17 protein-coding genes are annotated in these 17573 nt (G+C 66.0%); 11 read left to right on the top strand and 6 right to left on the bottom strand.

Features of this window, described 5'->3' with window-relative positions; all coding sequences use genetic code 11:
* Window positions 1-10: 10 nt before the first annotated feature.
* The 4 genes from HZF03_RS09710 to HZF03_RS09695 all read left to right on the top strand — a co-directional run bounded on the left by HZF03_RS09710 (window position 11) and on the right by HZF03_RS09695 (window position 4619).
* Window positions 11-634, top strand: a complete 624-nt coding sequence (locus tag HZF03_RS09710; RefSeq protein WP_011157513.1) for a TetR/AcrR family transcriptional regulator — start codon at window positions 11-13, stop codon at window positions 632-634.
* A gap of 111 nt (window positions 635-745) precedes the next feature.
* A complete protein-coding gene (locus HZF03_RS09705) occupies window positions 746-1762 on the top strand; it encodes an LLM class flavin-dependent oxidoreductase (RefSeq protein ID WP_119017820.1) in 1017 nt (338 codons plus the stop codon).
* Between the two features lie 126 nt (window positions 1763-1888).
* On the top strand, window positions 1889-3412 hold the full coding sequence (locus HZF03_RS09700; RefSeq protein WP_119017819.1) for a helicase HerA domain-containing protein: 1524 nt from the start codon (window positions 1889-1891) through the stop codon (window positions 3410-3412).
* A gap of 97 nt (window positions 3413-3509) precedes the next feature.
* Window positions 3510-4619 (top strand): S-(hydroxymethyl)glutathione dehydrogenase/class III alcohol dehydrogenase, encoded by a 1110-nt coding sequence (locus tag HZF03_RS09695; RefSeq protein WP_119017818.1) that lies wholly within the window; start codon window positions 3510-3512, stop codon window positions 4617-4619.
* Between the two features lie 271 nt (window positions 4620-4890).
* Here the strand turns inward: HZF03_RS09695 and HZF03_RS09690 are convergent, their stop codons facing one another.
* Window positions 4891-5571, bottom strand: a complete 681-nt coding sequence (locus tag HZF03_RS09690; protein WP_119017817.1) for a TetR/AcrR family transcriptional regulator — start codon at window positions 5569-5571, stop codon at window positions 4891-4893.
* A 161-nt stretch (window positions 5572-5732) separates the two neighbouring features.
* Between HZF03_RS09690 and HZF03_RS09685 the strand changes: the two genes are divergently transcribed.
* Genes HZF03_RS09685 through HZF03_RS09675 form a run of 3 tightly spaced genes read left to right on the top strand, consistent with a single transcriptional unit; the run spans window position 5733 to window position 8841 of the window.
* On the top strand, window positions 5733-7745 hold the full coding sequence (locus HZF03_RS09685) for an FUSC family protein (RefSeq protein ID WP_119017816.1): 2013 nt from the start codon (window positions 5733-5735) through the stop codon (window positions 7743-7745).
* Entirely contained in the window at window positions 7745-7954 is a 210-nt protein-coding gene (locus HZF03_RS09680) for a DUF1656 domain-containing protein (protein WP_011157507.1), read from the top strand. Before HZF03_RS09685 ends, HZF03_RS09680 begins: the two co-directional genes overlap by 1 nt.
* Before the next feature lie 11 nt (window positions 7955-7965).
* Window positions 7966-8841 (top strand): efflux RND transporter periplasmic adaptor subunit, encoded by an 876-nt coding sequence (locus HZF03_RS09675; protein WP_165858102.1) that lies wholly within the window; start codon window positions 7966-7968, stop codon window positions 8839-8841.
* Between the two features lie 248 nt (window positions 8842-9089).
* On the opposite strand, the gene pqqE is transcribed toward HZF03_RS09675, so the two are convergent.
* From pqqE to pqqA, 5 genes are all read right to left on the bottom strand, one after another.
* Window positions 9090-10268 carry a pyrroloquinoline quinone biosynthesis protein PqqE gene (gene pqqE / locus HZF03_RS09670; protein WP_119017814.1) on the bottom strand — a complete coding sequence of 393 codons (1179 nt, stop codon included), beginning with the start codon at window positions 10266-10268 and terminating at the stop codon, window positions 9090-9092.
* A complete protein-coding gene (gene pqqD / locus HZF03_RS09665; protein ID WP_119017813.1) occupies window positions 10265-10573 on the bottom strand; it encodes a pyrroloquinoline quinone biosynthesis peptide chaperone PqqD in 309 nt (102 codons plus the stop codon). Before pqqD ends, pqqE begins: the two co-directional genes overlap by 4 nt.
* A 4-nt stretch (window positions 10574-10577) precedes the next feature.
* Entirely contained in the window at window positions 10578-11342 is a 765-nt protein-coding gene (pqqC, locus tag HZF03_RS09660; protein WP_179906289.1) for a pyrroloquinoline-quinone synthase PqqC, read from the bottom strand.
* The gene (pqqB, locus tag HZF03_RS09655) at window positions 11339-12265 is read right to left on the bottom strand and encodes a pyrroloquinoline quinone biosynthesis protein PqqB (RefSeq protein WP_119017812.1); all 927 of its coding nucleotides are present in this window, start codon (window positions 12263-12265) and stop codon (window positions 11339-11341) included. Before pqqB ends, pqqC begins: the two co-directional genes overlap by 4 nt.
* Before the next feature lie 118 nt (window positions 12266-12383).
* A complete protein-coding gene (gene pqqA, locus HZF03_RS09650) occupies window positions 12384-12464 on the bottom strand; it encodes a pyrroloquinoline quinone precursor peptide PqqA (RefSeq protein WP_119017811.1) in 81 nt (26 codons plus the stop codon).
* Window positions 12465-12816: 352 nt separating this feature from the next.
* Here pqqA and HZF03_RS09645 point away from each other — a divergent pair, with 352 nt between their 5' ends.
* From HZF03_RS09645 to HZF03_RS09630, 4 genes are all read left to right on the top strand, one after another.
* Window positions 12817-13548 (top strand): GntR family transcriptional regulator, encoded by a 732-nt coding sequence (locus HZF03_RS09645; RefSeq protein WP_042441502.1) that lies wholly within the window; start codon window positions 12817-12819, stop codon window positions 13546-13548.
* Window positions 13549-13664: 116 nt separating this feature from the next.
* The gene (frc, locus tag HZF03_RS09640; protein ID WP_119017810.1) at window positions 13665-14942 is read left to right on the top strand and encodes a formyl-CoA transferase; all 1278 of its coding nucleotides are present in this window, start codon (window positions 13665-13667) and stop codon (window positions 14940-14942) included.
* A 168-nt stretch (window positions 14943-15110) separates the two neighbouring features.
* The gene (gene oxlT / locus HZF03_RS09635) at window positions 15111-16403 is read left to right on the top strand and encodes an oxalate/formate MFS antiporter (protein ID WP_119017809.1); all 1293 of its coding nucleotides are present in this window, start codon (window positions 15111-15113) and stop codon (window positions 16401-16403) included.
* Between the two features lie 100 nt (window positions 16404-16503).
* A complete protein-coding gene (locus HZF03_RS09630; protein WP_119020116.1) occupies window positions 16504-17484 on the top strand; it encodes a 2-dehydropantoate 2-reductase in 981 nt (326 codons plus the stop codon).
* Window positions 17485-17573: the final 89 nt, after the last annotated feature.

The raw sequence follows: 17573 nt of genomic DNA, 5'->3' as shown, positions 1-17573 counted from the left end.
AGTTCGCCCCATGCCGCCTGCCGTCACCAAACGCGCCCGCCGCAAAGCCGAGCGCCCCTCGGAAATCCTCGACGCCGCGTTCGAGGAATTCGTCGTGCACGGCTATGCGGCGACCCGTCTCGAAGACGTCGCGGCGCGTGCCGGCGTGACCAAGGGCACCATCTATTTCTACTTCGACACCAAGGAACGGGTGTTCGAAGAAATGGTCCGGCACAAATCGCAATCGTTTCTGCCGGGCCTGAAGGACTATGCGCTCACCCTCCCCGGCTCGGCCACCGAACGGCTGCGCGGCTTGATCGCCTTCACCTATGGCCACATTGCGGAGAACCGCGAGTCCCGCGAAATCCTCCGTTTCCTGATCGCCGAGGGCGGACGCTTCCCCGACCTGGTCGATCGCCACCACGACGAATTTGTGGCACCGATCATCGATCAGTTCAGGGAAGTCATCGAACAAGGCGTCGCCGCCGGTGAATTCCGCGATGCGCCCGCGGCCGGCTTCACCGAGATCGTGATGAGTCCGGCGGTGTTGCTCAGCCTGTGGTCGCTGCTGTTTGGTACCCGTAAAGAAGTCGATTTCGCCGCCTTCACCGAAGCCAGCGTCGATCTGCTGCTGCGCGGTCTGGTGAAACGTTGACGCGCCACCCGCGACGCGCGTGCTGATCGCCGGCAGTCTGGCGCGCCACAAGGCTTTTCTGAGGCGCAGGATGCACTATCTACAGCCTTCACATCGTCAGGGCTGTCCTCCATGAAGAAGATCGGTTTTCTCTCGTTCGGCCATTGGTCGCCGCAGTCACGCACGCGTTCGGCCGCCGACGCGCTGCTCGAGACCATCGATCTGGCGCAAGCCGCCGAACAGCTCGGCGCCGATGGCGCCTATGTCCGCGTGCATCATTTCGCTCGGCAACTCGCCTCGCCGTTTCCGCTGCTCGCCGCAATCGGCGCCAGAACCAAGCGCATCGAGATCGGCACCGCCGTGATCGACATGCGCTACGAGAATCCGCTGTACATGGCCGAGGACGCCGGCGCCGCCGATCTGATCGCCGGCGGCCGGCTGCAGCTCGGCATCAGCCGCGGCTCGCCCGAGCAGGTGATCGATGGCTGGCGCTATTTCGGCTATCAGCCGGCTGAGGGCGAAAGCGACGCCGACATGGGCCGTCGCCACGCCGAAGTGCTGCTCGACCTGCTGCGTGGCCAGGGCTTCGCGCAGCCCAACCCGCGGCCGATGTTTCCCAACCCGCCCGGGCTGCTGCGGCTGGAGCCGTATTCGGAAGGCCTGCGCGACCGGATCTGGTGGGGCGCGGGCTCCAACGCGACCGCGCAGTGGGCCGCCAAGCTCGGCATGAACCTGCAGAGCTCGACGCTAAAGAACGACGAGACCGGCGAGCCGTTTCACGTTCAGCAGGCGGCGCAGATCCGCGCCTATCGCGAAGCCTGGAAAGAGGCCGGCCACACCCGCACGCCGCGCGTCTCGGTCAGCCGCAGCATCTTCCCGCTGGTCGACGATCGCGACCGCGCCTATTTCGGCCGCGAAGGCCAACAGCAGGATCAGATCGGCTATCTCGACGAACAGACCCGCGCGATCTTCGGCCGATCTTACGCGGCCGAGCCCGACGCGCTGATCGAGCAGCTCAAGGCCGACGAAGCGCTCGCCGAAGCCGACACCCTGTTGCTGACGATCCCCAATCAGCTCGGCGTCGATTACAACGCCCATGTGATCGAGGCCGTGCTCACCCACATTGCACCGGCGCTCGGCTGGCGCTGATTCGCGCGGAGCGCACGCAACGCTGATGTGCGTGCATAACACCGGGCGGAACCGCCGCAGGTGCTCGACGCGGCGCGCCCGGGTTGTTAAGCCCCCTGCTCGCGAAAGGAGACCTCGGACCGAGCCATGACCGTTGCGATCGAAATGGGGCAAACCAATTCAGGCGCAACCGCGGCTCTCGATCTCGAGGAACTGCTGGCGACGCGCCTGCTGGTGCAGGGCAATTCCGGCTCGGGCAAGTCGCATCTGCTACGCCGTCTGCTGGAGCAGAGCGCACCCTGGGTGCAGCAGGCGATCATCGATCCCGAAGGTGACTTCGTCACGCTGGCGGAGCGATTCGGCCATCTCGTGATCGATGCCGAGGACCACACCGAGCGCGGCCTCCAGGTCGCCGGTGAACGCGCACGGATTCATCGCGTGTCGGCGGTACTCAATCTTGAAGGGCTCGATGCCGAGAACCAGATGCGCCGCGCGGCGGCGTTTCTCGACGGCATGTTCAACACCGCGCGCGACCATTGGTATCCGATGTTGGTGGTGGTCGACGAAGCGCAGCTGTTCGCGCCCGCCGTCGCCGGCGAAGTCTCCGACGAAGCGCGCAAACTGTCGCTCGGCGCAATGACCAATCTGATGTGCCGCGGCCGCAAGCGCGGCCTGGCCGGTGTGATCGCCACCCAGCGCCTCGCCAAGCTCGCCAAGAACGTTGCGGCCGAAGCCTCGAACTTCCTGATGGGCCGCACCTTCCTCGATATCGACATGGCGCGCGCGGCCGATCTACTTGGCATGGAGCGGCGGCAGGCCGAAGCGTTTCGCGATCTCGAACGCGGCCAGTTCATGGCGCTCGGGCCCGCGCTGTCGCGCCGCCCGCTCGGCTTGCGGATCGGGCCGACCGAAACCCACCCGCGCAACTCGACGCCGCGCCTGATGCCGCTGCCGGAAGCGGGCCTCGAAGACGCGCGCGCCGTGATCCTCGCCGCGCCGCCGCCGGAGACCACGGCAACGCGGCCGCAGCGCCGCACCCCCGCGCCGGATCTGCTCAGCCAGTTGATGGCGGCGAAGTCGGTCGCGATCGACACCACGCCCGAGCCCGAAGCGCCGCCGCTCAGCGACGAACAGATCGCCGAGCGCCGCGAACGGCTCGACCGTATCCTGCGCGCGATCCTGGCCGAGCCGGATGCCGGCTTCCGCGCCATCGGCGTGCTGTATCAGGAGTTCGTGGTGCGCTGCCGGATCGAAGGCCTCGCGACGGCGATTCCGGATATGACCGAGTTTCGCCGGATGCTGACTCACGCCCGCGCCGGCCTCACCACCGAGATGGCCGCCGACGATGCCTGGCAGGACGTGACGCTGCGGGCCTCCACCCTGCCCGACGACATGCAGGGCGTGTTCATGATCATCGCGCGCGCCGCCAAAGAGGGCTGGCCCTGCCCCGGCGACGCCGCGATCGCCCGCGCCTACGGCACGCACTCGCTGCGCCGTGCCCGCCGGCTGCTCACCTACATCGAAGAACAGGGCCTGATCGTCTGCCAGTTCGACGGCGCCGGCCGCCGTACCGTGACGCTGGTCGAACTCGCCTGGGCCACCGCGCCCGGCGATCCCAACGCGCCCGACGATCTGCCGATCGAAGACGATTGCCGCGCCGCATCGGCGTGAGCCCCGTCGCCTCACCAGGCCAGAAAACGGTTCAAGTCCGCGCGCCGATTTGCGATACGAGAGGCAATCGTAAGTCGTCGATGCCAGGAGGATCGCCATGAAGACACGGGCCGCCGTTGCGTTCGAGGCCAAGAAGCCGCTCGAAATCGTCGAGCTGGATCTCGAAGGGCCGAAGGCCGGCGAGGTGCTGGTCGAGATCAAGGCTACCGGCATCTGCCACACCGACGCCTACACGCTCGACGGCTTCGACTCTGAAGGCATCTTCCCATCGATCCTCGGCCATGAAGGCGCGGGCATCGTGCGCGAGATCGGCCCCGGCGTCACCTCGGTGAAGCCGGGCGATCACGTCATCCCGCTGTACACGCCGGAATGCCGGCAATGCAAAAGCTGCCTGAGCCAGAAGACCAATCTCTGCACCGCGATCCGCGCCACGCAGGGCAAGGGCCTGATGCCGGACGGCACCTCGCGCTTTTCCTACAAGGGCCAGACCATCTATCACTACATGGGCTGCTCGACGTTCTCGAACTTCACCGTGCTGCCGGAGATCGCGCTCGCGAAGATCCGCGACGACGCGCCGTTCGACAAGAGCTGCTACATCGGCTGCGGTGTCACCACCGGCGTCGGCGCCGTGGTCAACACCGCCAAGGTCACGCCCGGCTCCAACGTCGTGGTGTTCGGCCTCGGCGGCATCGGCCTCAACGTGATTCAGGGCGCCAAGATGGTCGGGGCCGATCGAATCGTCGGGGTCGACATCAACGACGACAAGGAAGAATGGGGCCGCCGCTTCGGCATGACCCATTTCGTCAACCCCAAGAAGGTCGACGGCGACATCGTCCAGCATCTGGTCGGGCTCACGGATGGCGGCGCCGACTACACGTTCGACTGCACCGGCAACACCAATGTGATGCGCCAGGCGCTCGAAGCCTGCCATCGCGGCTGGGGCGTCTCGGTGGTGATCGGCGTCGCTGAAGCCGGCAAGGAAATCTCGACCCGCCCGTTCCAGCTCGTCACCGGCCGTGTCTGGAAGGGCAGCGCGTTCGGCGGCGCCCGCGGCCGCACCGACGTGCCGAAGATCGTCGACTGGTACATGAACGGCAAGATCGAGATCGACCCGATGATCACCCACGTGCTGAAGCTCGAAGAGATCAACAAGGGTTTTGATCTGATGCACGAAGGCAAGTCGATCAGGTCGGTGGTGGTGTTCTAGAGCCGTTCATCACCTGATCGAAGCGACCCCTCATATCTGGCGAAAGTTAGTTATCGGGGCGCAGCGCTTCCACGTCATTGCGAGCCAACGGGTCCGGCCTCTGGCCGGCCCGATGACAGGCTCCGCGAAGCAATCCAGTGGCTCGATGCACTGAGCTGGATTGCTTCGTCGCTTCGCTCCTCGCAATGACGGAGCCATTGTCCTGCGGCCAGCCCGAACTCACGACGTCTGGCTCTCTTGGGACGAAAGCGGCCAAAGTCCTGTTCGTCCCTCACCGCCCAGCCTCGCCGGAAAACATCAACTCCAGCTGCGCCTCGAATAGGCCGGCGATGTCGACCGGGTGGTCGCGATCGATCAGCTGGTTGTTGAGAATGCCCATCCACACCGGCGCGATCAGCAGATGCGGGTGGCGGATCAGCCGGTCATCGGGTAGCTCGCCGCGGCGGCGCGCCACCGGCGCCAGACGCTTGATCTGGTCGAGCACCGGATCGAACATCTCGCGGCGATAGATCTCCACCAGCGCCGGAAACCGCACGCCCTCGACGATCACCAACCGGGCCATCGCCGCCCGCCCCTTGCGCTCGATCTCGCCGAGCGCGATCAGCAACGTCCGCCGAAGGAACGCCTGCACGCTCTCGTCGCGCCCGCGCCTCTCCTCAAGGATATCGCCGAGCGCGCCGACCAGCTCCTGCTGCACCACGCCGGCGAACAGCGCTTCCTTGGTGGCGAAGTAACGATACGGCGTGCCCTTGGCGACGCCGGCCCGCTGCGCCACGCCCGCGATGGTGGCGTCCGCAAAGCCCTTGTCGAGAAACTCTGCGAGTGCCGCCCGCACGATGCTCGCTTTGGTCTGCGCGGTCTTGTCCGGACTCGGCCCGCGCGCGACCCGTTTGGAAGGAACCGCCGCATTGCTGGTCAGCGTTTTTGCAGGCGTTTGTTTGGGCTTAGGCATGGTCGCGTCCTGGGCGATGAAGCACGGCACAATTCTGGCGGGTCGTCATCTTGACATAAAATGACCCCATGGTCATTTATGTAAAGGTCGCGCCAGATACCAGCCCTTTTCACCGAGAAGGCGCCGCGCGCCCCTCCTTTCGGAATCTAGGATTTCCGCCGATGTCGCTGCCCGACGAGCAGCAATGGCTGTTTGCGTTCAAGACGTTCGCCGCTGCGATGCTGGCGATGGCGATCGGGCTGTGGCTCGATCTGCCGCGGCCATATTGGGCGGTGGCGACGGTCTACATCACCTCGCATCCGCTCTCCGGCACGACGCGGTCGAAAGCGGTGTTCCGCGTCCTCGGCACCTTGATAGGCGCCTGCGTCGCCGTGGCAATCGTTCCTAATCTTGCCGGCGCGCCGCCGCTGCTGGTGCTCGCCATTGCGCTGTGGTCGGCGCTGTGCATCTACGTCTCGGTACTCGACCGCTCGCCGCGCAGCTACGTGGCGATGCTGGCAGGCTACACCACCGCGCTGATCGGATTTCCGACTGTCGACACCCCAAACCAGATCTTCGACATCGCGCTGGCTCGGACTGAGGAAATCGTGCTCGGCATCACCTGCGCGGCCGTGGTCTCCAGCGTGGTGTTTCCGCGCTCGGTCGGCCCGCTCGCGGCACAGCGGGTCAAAGCGTGGTTCAAGCACGCCCATGCCAGCGTCCGCGACGCCGTCAGCCTGAACAAGAGCCCGGCGGCCGAAACCCATCGTCTGCAGGTCGCCGCCGACTCCGCCGACATCGAAAACCTCGTCACCTTCCTCAGCTACGACACCAATCTCGACCAGAGCGCGACGCGTTGGATCAAGCAATTGCAGCCGCGCATGCTGCTGCTGTTGCCGGTGATGTCGTCGGTCGCCGATCGCCTCGACGAGCTGCAGCCGCTCGGCGGTCCTTCGGCCCCGGTCGCGGCGCTGGTCGAGCGCACCCGCGTCTGGATGGAAGGCGACGAGCCCGGTGACGCCGCGGTCCGTGATGCCTTGCTGGCTGACGTTCAGGCCGAGATTGATCAACACCCGCATCGCGGCACGTGGCGCGACCTCCTCGAACTCGGACTGCTGATGCGGCTTCGGGATCTGCTCAACATCCAATCCGACTGTATCGCGCTGGCTGCCGCAACCACCGGCAACGCCACGACGCTCGATGCGCCCCTGCACTATCCGATCGAACAGCATGTCGCGGTGGTGAAGCACCAGGACCACGGCATGGCGCTGCTCGCCGCCTTCGTCACGCTGTTCACCGTGATCACCTGCTGCACCTTCTGGATCGTGTGCGCCTGGCCGGCCGGCGGCACCGCCGCGATGATGGCGACGGTCGGCACCAGCCTGTTCGCCGCGCGCGACGATCCGTATCCGTCGATCGTCGGTCTGACCAAGTGGACCATCGTGGCCGCTTTTGCTGCGGCGGCCTATCTGCTGCTGATCCTGCCGGCGGTGCATAATTTCGAAAGTCTGGCGCTGGTACTGGCGCCGGCGTTCATTTTGTACGGCGTGCTGATGGGCGCGCCCGCGACCTACCCAATCGGCCTCGGCCTCGCCGTCAACACCGCCAGTCTGATCGCGCTGCAGGAGATGTACACCTTCGACACCGCAAGCTTCCTGAACTCGACTGTGGCCGTGGTCACCGGCACCGGCCTGGCCGCGCTGGTCACCGCCGTACTGCGGCCTGTCGGCGCCGAATGGAGCGCACTGCGACTGATCAACGCCAACCGCGCCACGCTGGCGCAGGCCGCCGATATCAGCAGCGAGAACCAGCGCGCCAGCGTCGCGGGCCTGATGATCGACCGGATGATGCTGCTGGCGCCCCGCGCCGCCGCCGCCGGCCACACCATGCCGGAAGCGCTGCGCGAGCTGCGCGCCGGCTTCAACATTCTCGACCTGCATCGGGCACGACTTGAGCTGTCGCGCGGCGCCCGTCGCCGGCTCGAGCTGCTGCTGATCCGGCTGGAGCGGCACTACGCATCGGCTTCGATAGCGCCGCCGGCCGGACTGCTCAGAACACTCGACCGCGCCCTCGCCGCGGTTCGCGACGAGCCGAGCGCCACCGCGCGGCGCGCGGTGCTCGGCCTGGTCGGCCTGCGCCGCTGCCTGTTTCCGACCGCGAAGCCGCCGCGCCTCGCCCTTCAGGAGGCCGCCTGATGACTGCTGAACTCAACATCCTCGGCGTGTTCGTGCCGACCATCCTGATCTGCGCCGCCGCGGCCTTCATTCTCACCAGTCTGGTGTCGCGCCTGCTGGTGTGGCTCAACTTCTATCACCTCGTCTGGCATCACACCTTGTTCAATCTCACCATCTTCGTCGTCATCGTGTTCGTCGCTCTCGGTCTGGTTTCGGGGTGGCCGCAATGAAAGGGCCAGCCATGGGAAAGACTCCGCTTCTGCTCGTCCGCCTCAGCGTCACCACGCTCGGCGTGCTGGTCGCCGCCGTCATCGGCTGGCGGCTGTGGGTGCATTACGAGATCGATCCGTGGACGCGCGACGGCCGTGTGCGCGCCGACATCGTCGCGGTGGCGCCGGACGTCTCCGGCCTCGTCTCCGAGGTACTAGTCGTCGACAACCAGGTGGTGAAGAAGGGCGACATCCTGTTCCGGATCGATCGCGAGCGCTTCACCTTGGCGCTACGCCAGGCCGAAGCGGCGGTCGAAGGCCGCGTCGCCGCGCTGGACGCCGCCAACAAGGATCTGGCGCGCTATCGCAATCTCAGCAGCGACGCCGTCACCGAGCAGAAGCGCGAACAGATCACCGCCACCCAGGCCGAGGCCGAAGCGGCGCTGCATCAGGCGATCGCCGATCGCGACCTCGCCAAGCTCAACCTCGACCGCTCCGAGGTCCGCGCTCAGGTCGGCGGGCTGATCACGAATTTCGACCTGCGCCCCGGCGCCTATGTCAACGCCGGCAGCGGCGTTGCGGCGCTGATTGACCAGGCGACGCTGCATGTCGATGGTTACTTCGAGGAAACCAAGCTGCCGTCGATCAAGGTCGGCGACCGTGCCGAAGTGCGGCTGATGGGCGAGCGCAGCCCGCTCTATGGTCACGTTCAGAGCATCGCTGGCGGCATCGAGGACCGCGACCGCAGCGCCGGCGCCAAGCTGCTGCCGAACGTCAACCCAACCTTCAACTGGGTGCGGCTGGCGCAGCGCATCCCGGTGCGCATCGCGCTCGACCAGGTGCCGCCCGACGTCCGCCTCGTGGTCGGCCGCACCGCGACGGTGGTGATCGAGCGCCGCGGCGGCTGACCGCCGAACGAACTATCCTCCGTCATTCCGGATTGCGCGGTACGCGCAAGTCCGGAATCCATAGCCCCTGGACTCGCGGTGAAGCACAGAGGCAGCAAAGCTCTGCCAAAAAGCAGAAGCCAGTGGTTATGGATTCCGGGTTCGCGCTTCGCGCGCCCCGGAATGACGAAGGATGGATTGCATTTGTGGTGGAGATTCCGGGCTCGCTCACTGCGTGAGCGCCCCGGAATGACGAAAGATGGGCCGCGCTAAGCGCCCTCGACCGTCCCACCCGCAAAGTTGCGATACAGGAAGCGGTCGCTACCGGCGGCGGCCTCGGCCTCTGCGGTCTTGAAGATGCGGTCATGCAGCGGCGACAGCGCACAGGCGGGGTCGGTCGCGGCGGCGTCGCCTGCAAGTGCGAAGGCCTGACACCGGCAGCCGCCGAAATCGATCTCCTTGAACGCGCAGCTCGCGCACGGCTGCTGCATCCATCCGGTGCCGCGATAACGGTTGAAGGCTTCCGCATCGCGCCAGATCTCGGCGATCGACGCGCCGTCACGCACTGACGGAAAGTCGAGCCCGGTGATGGTCTCGGCGGCATGGCACGGCAGCACCTTGCCGCTCGGCGAGATGTTGAAGAATTGCCGGCCCCAGCCACCCATGCACTTCTTCGGCCGCGCCGCGTAATAGTCCGGGATCACATAGTCGATCGCGAGCTGGCCTTTCAGCCGCTCGCGCGCCGCCTCGACGGTCGCGGTGCAGTCCTCGATCTGCGCAAGCGTCGGCATCAGCGCGGCGCGGTTTTTCAGCGCCCAGCCGTAATACTGCACATTGGCGACTTCGAGCCGGTCGGCATCGAGCGCGAGCGCCATCTCGATGATGTCCGGCAATAGATGCAGGTTCTGCCGGTGCATCACCGCATTGACGGTCAGCGGCAGATCGAGCTCGCGGGTCCAGCGCGCGACGTCGAGCTTCTTGGCGTGCCCGCCGGCGAAGCCGCCGACGCGGTCGGCGATCGTCGCCTCGCTGCCCTGGAAACTGATCTGGACATGCGCGAGGCCCGCATCGGCCAACGCCGCCAGCCGCTCGCGGCTGAGCAGCACCGCAGAGGTGATCAGATTGGTGTAGAGCCCGACCTCGGTGGCGTGACGCACCAGCTCGACCAGATCCTTGCGCGCGGTCGGCTCGCCGCCGGAGAAATGCACCTGCAGCACGCCGATGCGCGCGAGCTCGCTCAGCACCCGCTTCCACTCATCGGTCGACAGCTCCGCGCCGCCGCGCTCAAGCTCCAGCGGATTGGAGCAATACGGGCATTGCAGCGGGCAGCGATGCGTCAGCTCCAGCAACACCGCCAGCGGAATTCCGAACGTCTCCGCGACGCTGCCGGACTTCTCCAGCACGGCGACGCCGTCGGCATCCGCAACGCTGGTGGCGATTTCGGTCAAGGCGTCGTCTCCCGCGCCTCGGTGAGAAAGCCTTTGTCGGCGAGGTCCTGCAACATGGCGACCACATCGCGCCCGATCTCGGCGCGGTCGGCGGTGTACTTTGTCGCCAGCGCATCGATGATGGCCGCCACATCGCGCGCGCCATCGCAGAGCTGCAGGATTTCGACCGCGATCTCGTCCGGCGCCAGCACCCGCTCCGGCGCCAGGATCACCCAGCGCTGCCGCGTCTCGTCGAACTTCAGCCGGGCATGGCGCGGCAGCACCGGGCGGCTGGTCTCGCTGACGCTGATGCGGCGCGGCGCCATCGGCTCAAAACCCTTGCGGCACGAACGCGCCGGGTGGGATGTGGCCGTCGACATAGGCGTGATGCAGCGCATCGAGCTGCGCCCACAACACGTTGGTCTTGAAGATCAGCGCATTGCACACCGCTTCGCGCTCGGCCGGGGTGGTGGCGTGCTGCTTGACGTAGCGCAGTGCAAAGTCGGCATCGCGCGGCGCCTGCTCCAGGCGGCGCTTGAAGTAGCTCATGATCTCGGGATTGACGAAGTCGTAATGCGCCAGCATCCCGGCGATCCGCTCCTCGTGCAGATTGGGCGCAAACAATTCGGTCAGTGACGAGGCGATCGCCTCCAGCGGCGTGCGGTCGCGGACGAAATGCACATAGGCATCCACCGCGAAGCGCGTCGCCGGCAGAATGCCCTGGGTCGACTCGACGTAACCGCTGTCGAGACCGAGACCTTCAGTCAGCTTCAGCCAGCGCTCGATGCCGCCCTCGCTGGACAGATCGCCATCGTGATCCTCGATGCGGTGCCGCCACTCGACGCGGGTGGCGCGGTCGCGGAACCGCGAGATCACCACCGCGTCTTTGATCGGAATCGAGCTCTGATAGTAGTAACGGTTCAGCGCCCAGGCCTGCACCTGCCCTTTGTTGAGCTTGCCGCCGTGCAGCAGGCGATGGAACGGATGCAGATTGTGATAGCGCGCGGCGCCGATCTGGCGCAGCGCCGCTTCCAGCTCGTCGGCATTGGCGAGCGGCGCGGCGCCGTTCAGCGAAAACGCGGTCATCGCATTCACAGCGTCACCTCCGTGCCGTCCGCCGGGATCTGCCAGCCGGCCGTTTCGAGCTGCCCGCGCTCGGCGGAATGTGCCAGCAGCGCCGGGTTGGAATTGTTGATGTGGACGAACAGCTTTTGGCCGATGCCGAGATCCGCCAGCGCAGCGATCGCACCATCGTCACCCGCCATCGCGATATGTCCCATCGCCTGCCCGGTCTTGGTGCCGACGCCGGCGGCGATCAGTTCGTCGTCACGCCACACCGTGCCATCGAACAGCAGCAGCGGGGCGCCGGCCAGCCGCGCCTTGAGATCGTCGGTGACGCGCGCACAGGCGGTGAGCACGTGGAGCGACTGCCCGGTCGATTTGTCGGTGATGGTCAGGCCGAGCGTATCGCCGCTCTGGCTGTCGCCGCCGGGATGCGCTTGCCCTTCGAGATACCAGGCGCGCTTGCCGGGAACTTCAAACGCCATGATCTGGAGCCCCGACAGGGCGCCGTCGGGCAGCACCGGTTCGAACGGCTGGTCGGTCGCGACCGGCCGACGCGCGACGATCGATTCGTTGAGGACATTGAAGATGCTGTTGGCGCGCAGGATCGCCAGCACCTTGTCGTGCGCATAGATGCTGAACGGCGAGCCTTCGCGCATCGACAGCAAACCGGCGACCGCATCGACTTCGCCATTGGTCAGGATCACGCCGGCAATCGGGCTGTGGCGCAGCGCACCGGCGCGCGGATGCAGCTGCGGCGTGGCAATGATCTGCTGGCGCAGGTCCGGCGAAGCGTTGATCAGGAACCAGTGGGCGTTATCCGCACTGATGGCGAGCGACGCTTGCGTTCGCGCCAGCCGAGGGTCATCGAACGCTGCGCGACACACCGGACAGCCGCAATTCCACTGCGGCACGCCGCCACCAGCAGCGGCTCCCAAAACGATCACGCGTAGCATCGGGCGCCTTCTCGGCGGGAGGTCGCAGAATGCAACTGCGGCATGGACAACACGGAAGACGAACGCAGCCGGCTCGCACCCCGGCCACGCCCGCTTCGTTGCTCGACGCTGGCGTCGATTACTTGCGCGCCGCGCAGGCGTACATGTTGATTTCCAAGCCGACCGCGATCTCGACGATTTCCGGTTTCTTCCAGGCCATGAGGTCCTCCCGATTTGCTGGTCTGATGCCGCAATGGATTTGAGGATAGGTCTGCTTCCTAACCCGCGCAAGCAAACAGCGTTGCGCGGTGCAGCGATCACTCCGCAGTGATGCAGCGACCATCTGGCGCGCAATCGCCCGCCCCGCCCAAGGCCCTTCAAACAAACGTCACCCGGACAGCTGGGGCCGCGGCCTTGGAGGTCGGCATTTCGATCGCCGCACCCCCCTGGCATGCCAGAACGTCCCGCGAACACTCCGCGAACGCGAAAACCACCGTGAGAACGGCTTGACCGCTTGGCATCTGGTATGCCAGAGCAAGGTCGACGGCGGCCGTTACCGCCTGAGGAACTCCATGATCGCGCGCGCCCGCCCCACTCCGAACGAGACGCCTGCCGAGCCCGAGCTCGGCATCATGCGGCTCGCGCCGGAGACCAGCTTCAAGACCAAGGCCTACGAGGCGCTGAAGCAGGCGATCCTGAAGATGGACATCTACACCACGCCCGAGCCGGTGATGCTCGACGAGCGCGCGCTGTCCGACAAGCTCGGCGTCAGCCGCACGCCGATCCGTGAAGCGATCGCGATGCTCGAACAGGAAGGGCTGGTGAAGGCGGTGCCGCGCCGGGGCATCATCGTGGTGCGCCGGACCAAGGCGGAGATCGTCGACATGATCCGCGCCTGGGCGGCGCTGGAGAGCATGGCGGCACGGCTGATCACCATCGTGGCCCGCAAGCGCGACATCGCCGCACTGCGCGACGTGTTCAAGGAGTTCGGTCCGGGCCGGCTGCCGCAGGATCACATCGAAGAATATTCCCGCGCCAACATCGTGTTCCACCAGACGCTGATCTCGCTCAGCGAGTCGCCGGTGCTGGTCGACATGACCAACGACATCCTGATCCACGTCCGCGGCTATCGCCAGCTCACCATCGGCCGCAAGGAGCGCATCGCCGCCTCCCTGCCCGAGCATCTGGCGATGATCGAGGCGCTGGAAACACGCGACACCGAACTCGCCGAAAAGCTGGCGCGCGATCACACGCTGCGGCTGGCCGCTTACGTCGAGACCCACGGCCAGGAGCTGTTCGCCTGACGCGGCGACGCTTGGCCGACGCGACATAACAAGGACGTTCGTCGCGGATCGCCGCGGCGGACGCCCCGACGGGAGAGATGCCGCTTCGGCGCGCAAGAGACAACAGGAGCACGACCATGACCAAGGCGCTCGACGGCGTTCGCGTTCTCGACTTCACCCACGTCCAATCCGGCCCGACCTGCACGCAGCTCTTGGCGTGGTTCGGCGCCGACGTGATCAAGGTGGAGCGCCCCGGCAGCGGCGACATCACCCGCGGTCAGCTGCAGGACATCCCGAAGGTGGACAGCCTGTATTTCACCATGCTGAACCACAACAAGCGGTCGATCACGCTCGACACCAAGAACCCGAAGGGCAAGGAGGTGCTGACCGCGCTGATCCGCACCTGCGACGTGCTGGTGGAGAATTTCGGCCCCGGCGTGCTCGACCGGATGGGCTTCACCTGGGAGAAGATCCAGGAGATCAATCCGCGGATGATCGTCGCCTCGATCAAGGGCTTCGGTCCCGGCCCGTATGAAGACTGCAAGGTTTATGAGAACGTCGCGCAGTGCACCGGCGGCGCCGCTTCGACCACCGGCTTCCGCGAAGGCCTGCCGCTGGTCACCGGCGCGCAGATCGGCGACAGCGGCACCGGCCTGCATCTCGCGCTCGGCATCGTCACTGCGCTGTATCAGCGCCACCACACCGGCCGCGGCCAGCGCGTCACCGCGGCGATGCAGGACGGCGTGCTGAACCTCTGCCGCGTCAAGCTGCGCGATCAGCAGCGCCTCGACCATGGTCCGCTGAAGGAATACAGCCAGTTCGGCGAAGGCATCCCGTTCGGCGATGCGGTGCCGCGTGCCGGCAACGATTCCGGTGGCGGCCAGCCCGGCCGCATCCTGAAGTGCAAGGGCTGGGAACAGGATCCGAACGCCTACATCTACGTCATCACCCAGGCGCCGGTGTGGGAGAAGATCTGCGACGTGATCGGCGAGACCGGCTGGAAGACGCACCCGGACTACGCCACGCCGCCGGCGCGGCTGTCGCGGCTCAACGAGATCTTCGCGCGCATCGAGCAATGGACCATGACCAAGACCAAGTTCGAGGCCATGGAAATCCTCAACGCCGACGACATCCCCTGCGGCCCGATCCTGTCGATGAAGGAACTCGCCGAGGACCAGTCGCTGCGCGCCACCGGCACCATCGTCGAGGTCGATCACCCGACCCGCGGCAATTATCTGTCGGTCGGCAACCCGATCAAGCTGTCGGACTCCCCCACCGAGGTGAAGCGCTCGCCGCTACTCGGTGAACACACCGACGAAATCCTGCGCGACGTCCTCGGCTACAGCGACGCGCACGTCGCAGAGATTCACGACTCCGGTGCGACCGCTCCGCCGCGCAAGCAAGCGGCGGAGTAATTGCTGCAACGCATTCGCCGCGCTCGGACACCACGGGCGCGGTCGGACTAACTCGTCTTGATGTAATAACAAGTCACGTCGTTATTTCCCTCCTTGCGCCTGGTGATTAGCACGATCACAATGGCGACGGTACGGCTCCCGACAGAGGCGCCGGCTCACGGAGGAAACATGACGGACACGGTGCACGGGGTGGCCGCCGCGCAGACGCGGCGCGTGAGTGAGAGCTATCGCTGGACGCAACTCGCCATCGGCGTCGGCGCGATGGTGATGATCGCCAACTACCAATACGGCTGGACGTTCTTCGTCCCCGACATTCAGAAAACCTTCGGCTGGGACCGCGCCTCGATCCAATGGGCATTCACCCTCTTCGTATTGTTCGAGACCTGGCTGGTGCCGATCGAGGGCTGGTTCGTGGACAAATACGGCCCGCGTCTGGTGGTGCTGATCGGCGGCATCCTGTGTGCGCTCGGCTGGGCGATCAACGCGCAGGCGACGACGCTGTCGGGTTTCTACCTCGGCATGATCGTCGCGGGCATCGGCGCCGGTGCGGTCTATGGCACCTGCGTCGGCAACGCGCTGAAATGGTTTCCGGACAAACGGGGATTAGCGGCCGGATTGACGGCGGCGGGCTTCGGGGCCGGCTCGGCGCTCACGGTGGCGCCGATCCAGGCGATGATCCGCGACTCCGGCTTTCAGACCACCTTCATGTATTTCGGTCTCGGCCAGGGCATTGTGATCGTGTTTCTGTCGCTGCTGCTGCTCGCGCCGAAGCCGGGACAGGTGCCCTCACCGACCCGCAACGCCAACGTCTTTCAGACGCGGCGCGACTACCGTCCGACCGAGGTGCTGCGCCAGCCGGTGTTCTGGCTGATGTACTTCATGTTCGTGATCGTCGGAGCCGGCGGGTTGATGGTCACCGCCAACCTGAAGCCGATCGCCGCCGACTGGAAGATCGCCGACACGCCCGTCACGCTGATGGCGATGACCATGACGGCGGTGACCTTCGCAGCCACCTTCGATCGCATCCTCAACGGTCTGACGCGGCCGTTCTTCGGTTGGATCTCGGACAAGATCGGCCGCGAGAACACGATGTTCATCGCCTTCGGGCTCGAAGGCATCGGCATCTACGCGCTGTATGCGCTCGGGCAGGATCCGGTGTGGTTCGTGCTGCTGTCGGGGCTGGTGTTCTTCGCATGGGGCGAGATCTACTCGCTGTTTCCCTCGACCTGCACCGACACCTTCGGGTCGAAGTTCGCCGCCACCAATGCGGGCCTGCTGTACACCGCGAAGGGCACCGCGGCGCTGCTGGTGCCATTCGCCAATTCGCTGCAGCAATCCAGCGGCAGTTGGGATCTGGTGTTCCTGATCGCCGCCGCCGCCAACATCCTGGCGTCGCTACTCGCGCTGCTGGTGCTCAAACCATGGCGACGCAGCGTCGTCGCCAAAAGCGAAATAGTCTGATCGACGCGGCGGGAGCGCACGCGTCGCAGGCAAATCTGGTCTCACCGCGGCGTGGCCGAATGGCCACGCCTGTCTTGTCGTCTGTCTGATGGGAAATCGCATGAAAGTCTGTATCTATGGCGCCGGCGCGATCGGCGGTTATCTCGGCGTTCAGCTCGCCCAGTCCGGCGCCGCCGACGTCAGCCTGGTGGCGCGCGGCGCGCATCTGCAGGCGATGAAGGAGAACGGGCTCAAGCTGCTGATCGAGGGCGAAGAGCGGGTGATCAGGCCCAACGCCACCGACAAGCCGGCTGAACTCGGCGTCCAGGACGTCATCATCATCTGCCTGAAGGCGCATTCGATCACCGGCGCGATCGATTCGATGAAGCCGCTGCTCGGCTCGCACACCCGCATCGTCACCGCGGTGAACGGTGTGCCGTATTGGTACTTCCACAAGCACGGCGGCAACGAATTCGAAGGCCGCACGCTCGAGAGCATCGATCCGGGCGGCCGCCAGTGGAAGGAGCTCGGCCCCGAGCGCGGCATCGGCTGCATCGTCTATCCGGCGACCGAGCTGGAGGCGCCCGGCGTAATTCGCCACGTCTACGGCGACAAATTCCCGATCGGCGAGCCGTCGGGCGAGACCACTTCGGACGTCGAGAACCTGTCGAAAGTATTCGAAGCCTCCGGATTGAAGGCACCGATCCTCGACCGCATCCGTGACGAGATCTGGCTGAAGCTGTGGGGCAACGTCTGCTTCAATCCGATCAGCGCGCTCACCCACGCCACGCTCGACGTGATCGCCTCCGATCCGGCGACCCGCGCGCTGTCGAAGGCGATGATGCTGGAAGCACAGCAGATCGCCGAGACCTTCGGCGTCAAGTTCCGCGTCGACGTCGAACGCCGCATCGAAGGCGCCCGCAAGGTGGGCGCGCACAAGACCTCGATGCTGCAGGACCTCGAACGCGGCCGCCCGATGGAGATCGATCCGCTGGTCACCGTGGTGCAGGAGATGGGCCGGATGACCAACATCCCCACTCCCGCGATCGACTCGGTCCTCGGCCTCGTCATCCAGCGCGCCAAAGTGGCGGGGCTGTACTAATCACCCGCGCTGCCCGCCCCGTCATTCCGGGGCGCTCGCGCCAGCGAGCGAACCCGGAATCCCGAGGTTGTTAGCACGCCTAGTCCATC

Origin of the sequence: Rhodopseudomonas palustris, from assembly GCF_013415845.1 — a bacterium.
GTDB classification, from domain to species: Bacteria; Pseudomonadota; Alphaproteobacteria; order Rhizobiales; family Xanthobacteraceae; genus Rhodopseudomonas; species Rhodopseudomonas palustris_F.
The sequence above is the reverse complement of the archived record's forward strand: the minus strand, read 5'-3'. Positions and strand labels throughout refer to the sequence as shown.

What these genes read in the sequence shown, in the direction of transcription:
- HZF03_RS09710 (WP_011157513.1), top strand. Translation starts at nt 11, where the DNA reads ATGCCGCCTGCCGTCACCAAACGCGCCCGCCGCAAAGCCGAGCGCCCC.
- HZF03_RS09705 (WP_119017820.1), top strand. Translation starts at nt 746, where the DNA reads ATGAAGAAGATCGGTTTTCTCTCGTTCGGCCATTGGTCGCCGCAGTCA.
- HZF03_RS09700 (WP_119017819.1), top strand. Translation starts at nt 1,889, where the DNA reads ATGACCGTTGCGATCGAAATGGGGCAAACCAATTCAGGCGCAACCGCG.
- HZF03_RS09695 (WP_119017818.1), top strand. Translation starts at nt 3,510, where the DNA reads ATGAAGACACGGGCCGCCGTTGCGTTCGAGGCCAAGAAGCCGCTCGAA.
- HZF03_RS09690 (WP_119017817.1), bottom strand. Translation starts at nt 5,571, where the DNA reads ATGCCTAAGCCCAAACAAACGCCTGCAAAAACGCTGACCAGCAATGCG.
- HZF03_RS09685 (WP_119017816.1), top strand. Translation starts at nt 5,733, where the DNA reads ATGTCGCTGCCCGACGAGCAGCAATGGCTGTTTGCGTTCAAGACGTTC.
- HZF03_RS09680 (WP_011157507.1), top strand. Translation starts at nt 7,745, where the DNA reads ATGACTGCTGAACTCAACATCCTCGGCGTGTTCGTGCCGACCATCCTG.
- HZF03_RS09675 (WP_165858102.1), top strand. Translation starts at nt 7,966, where the DNA reads ATGGGAAAGACTCCGCTTCTGCTCGTCCGCCTCAGCGTCACCACGCTC.
- pqqD (WP_119017813.1), bottom strand. Translation starts at nt 10,573, where the DNA reads ATGGCGCCGCGCCGCATCAGCGTCAGCGAGACCAGCCGCCCGGTGCTG.
- pqqB (WP_119017812.1), bottom strand. Translation starts at nt 12,265, where the DNA reads ATGCTACGCGTGATCGTTTTGGGAGCCGCTGCTGGTGGCGGCGTGCCG.
- pqqA (WP_119017811.1), bottom strand. Translation starts at nt 12,464, where the DNA reads ATGGCCTGGAAGAAACCGGAAATCGTCGAGATCGCGGTCGGCTTGGAA.
- HZF03_RS09645 (WP_042441502.1), top strand. Translation starts at nt 12,817, where the DNA reads ATGATCGCGCGCGCCCGCCCCACTCCGAACGAGACGCCTGCCGAGCCC.
- frc (WP_119017810.1), top strand. Translation starts at nt 13,665, where the DNA reads ATGACCAAGGCGCTCGACGGCGTTCGCGTTCTCGACTTCACCCACGTC.
- oxlT (WP_119017809.1), top strand. Translation starts at nt 15,111, where the DNA reads ATGACGGACACGGTGCACGGGGTGGCCGCCGCGCAGACGCGGCGCGTG.
- HZF03_RS09630 (WP_119020116.1), top strand. Translation starts at nt 16,504, where the DNA reads ATGAAAGTCTGTATCTATGGCGCCGGCGCGATCGGCGGTTATCTCGGC.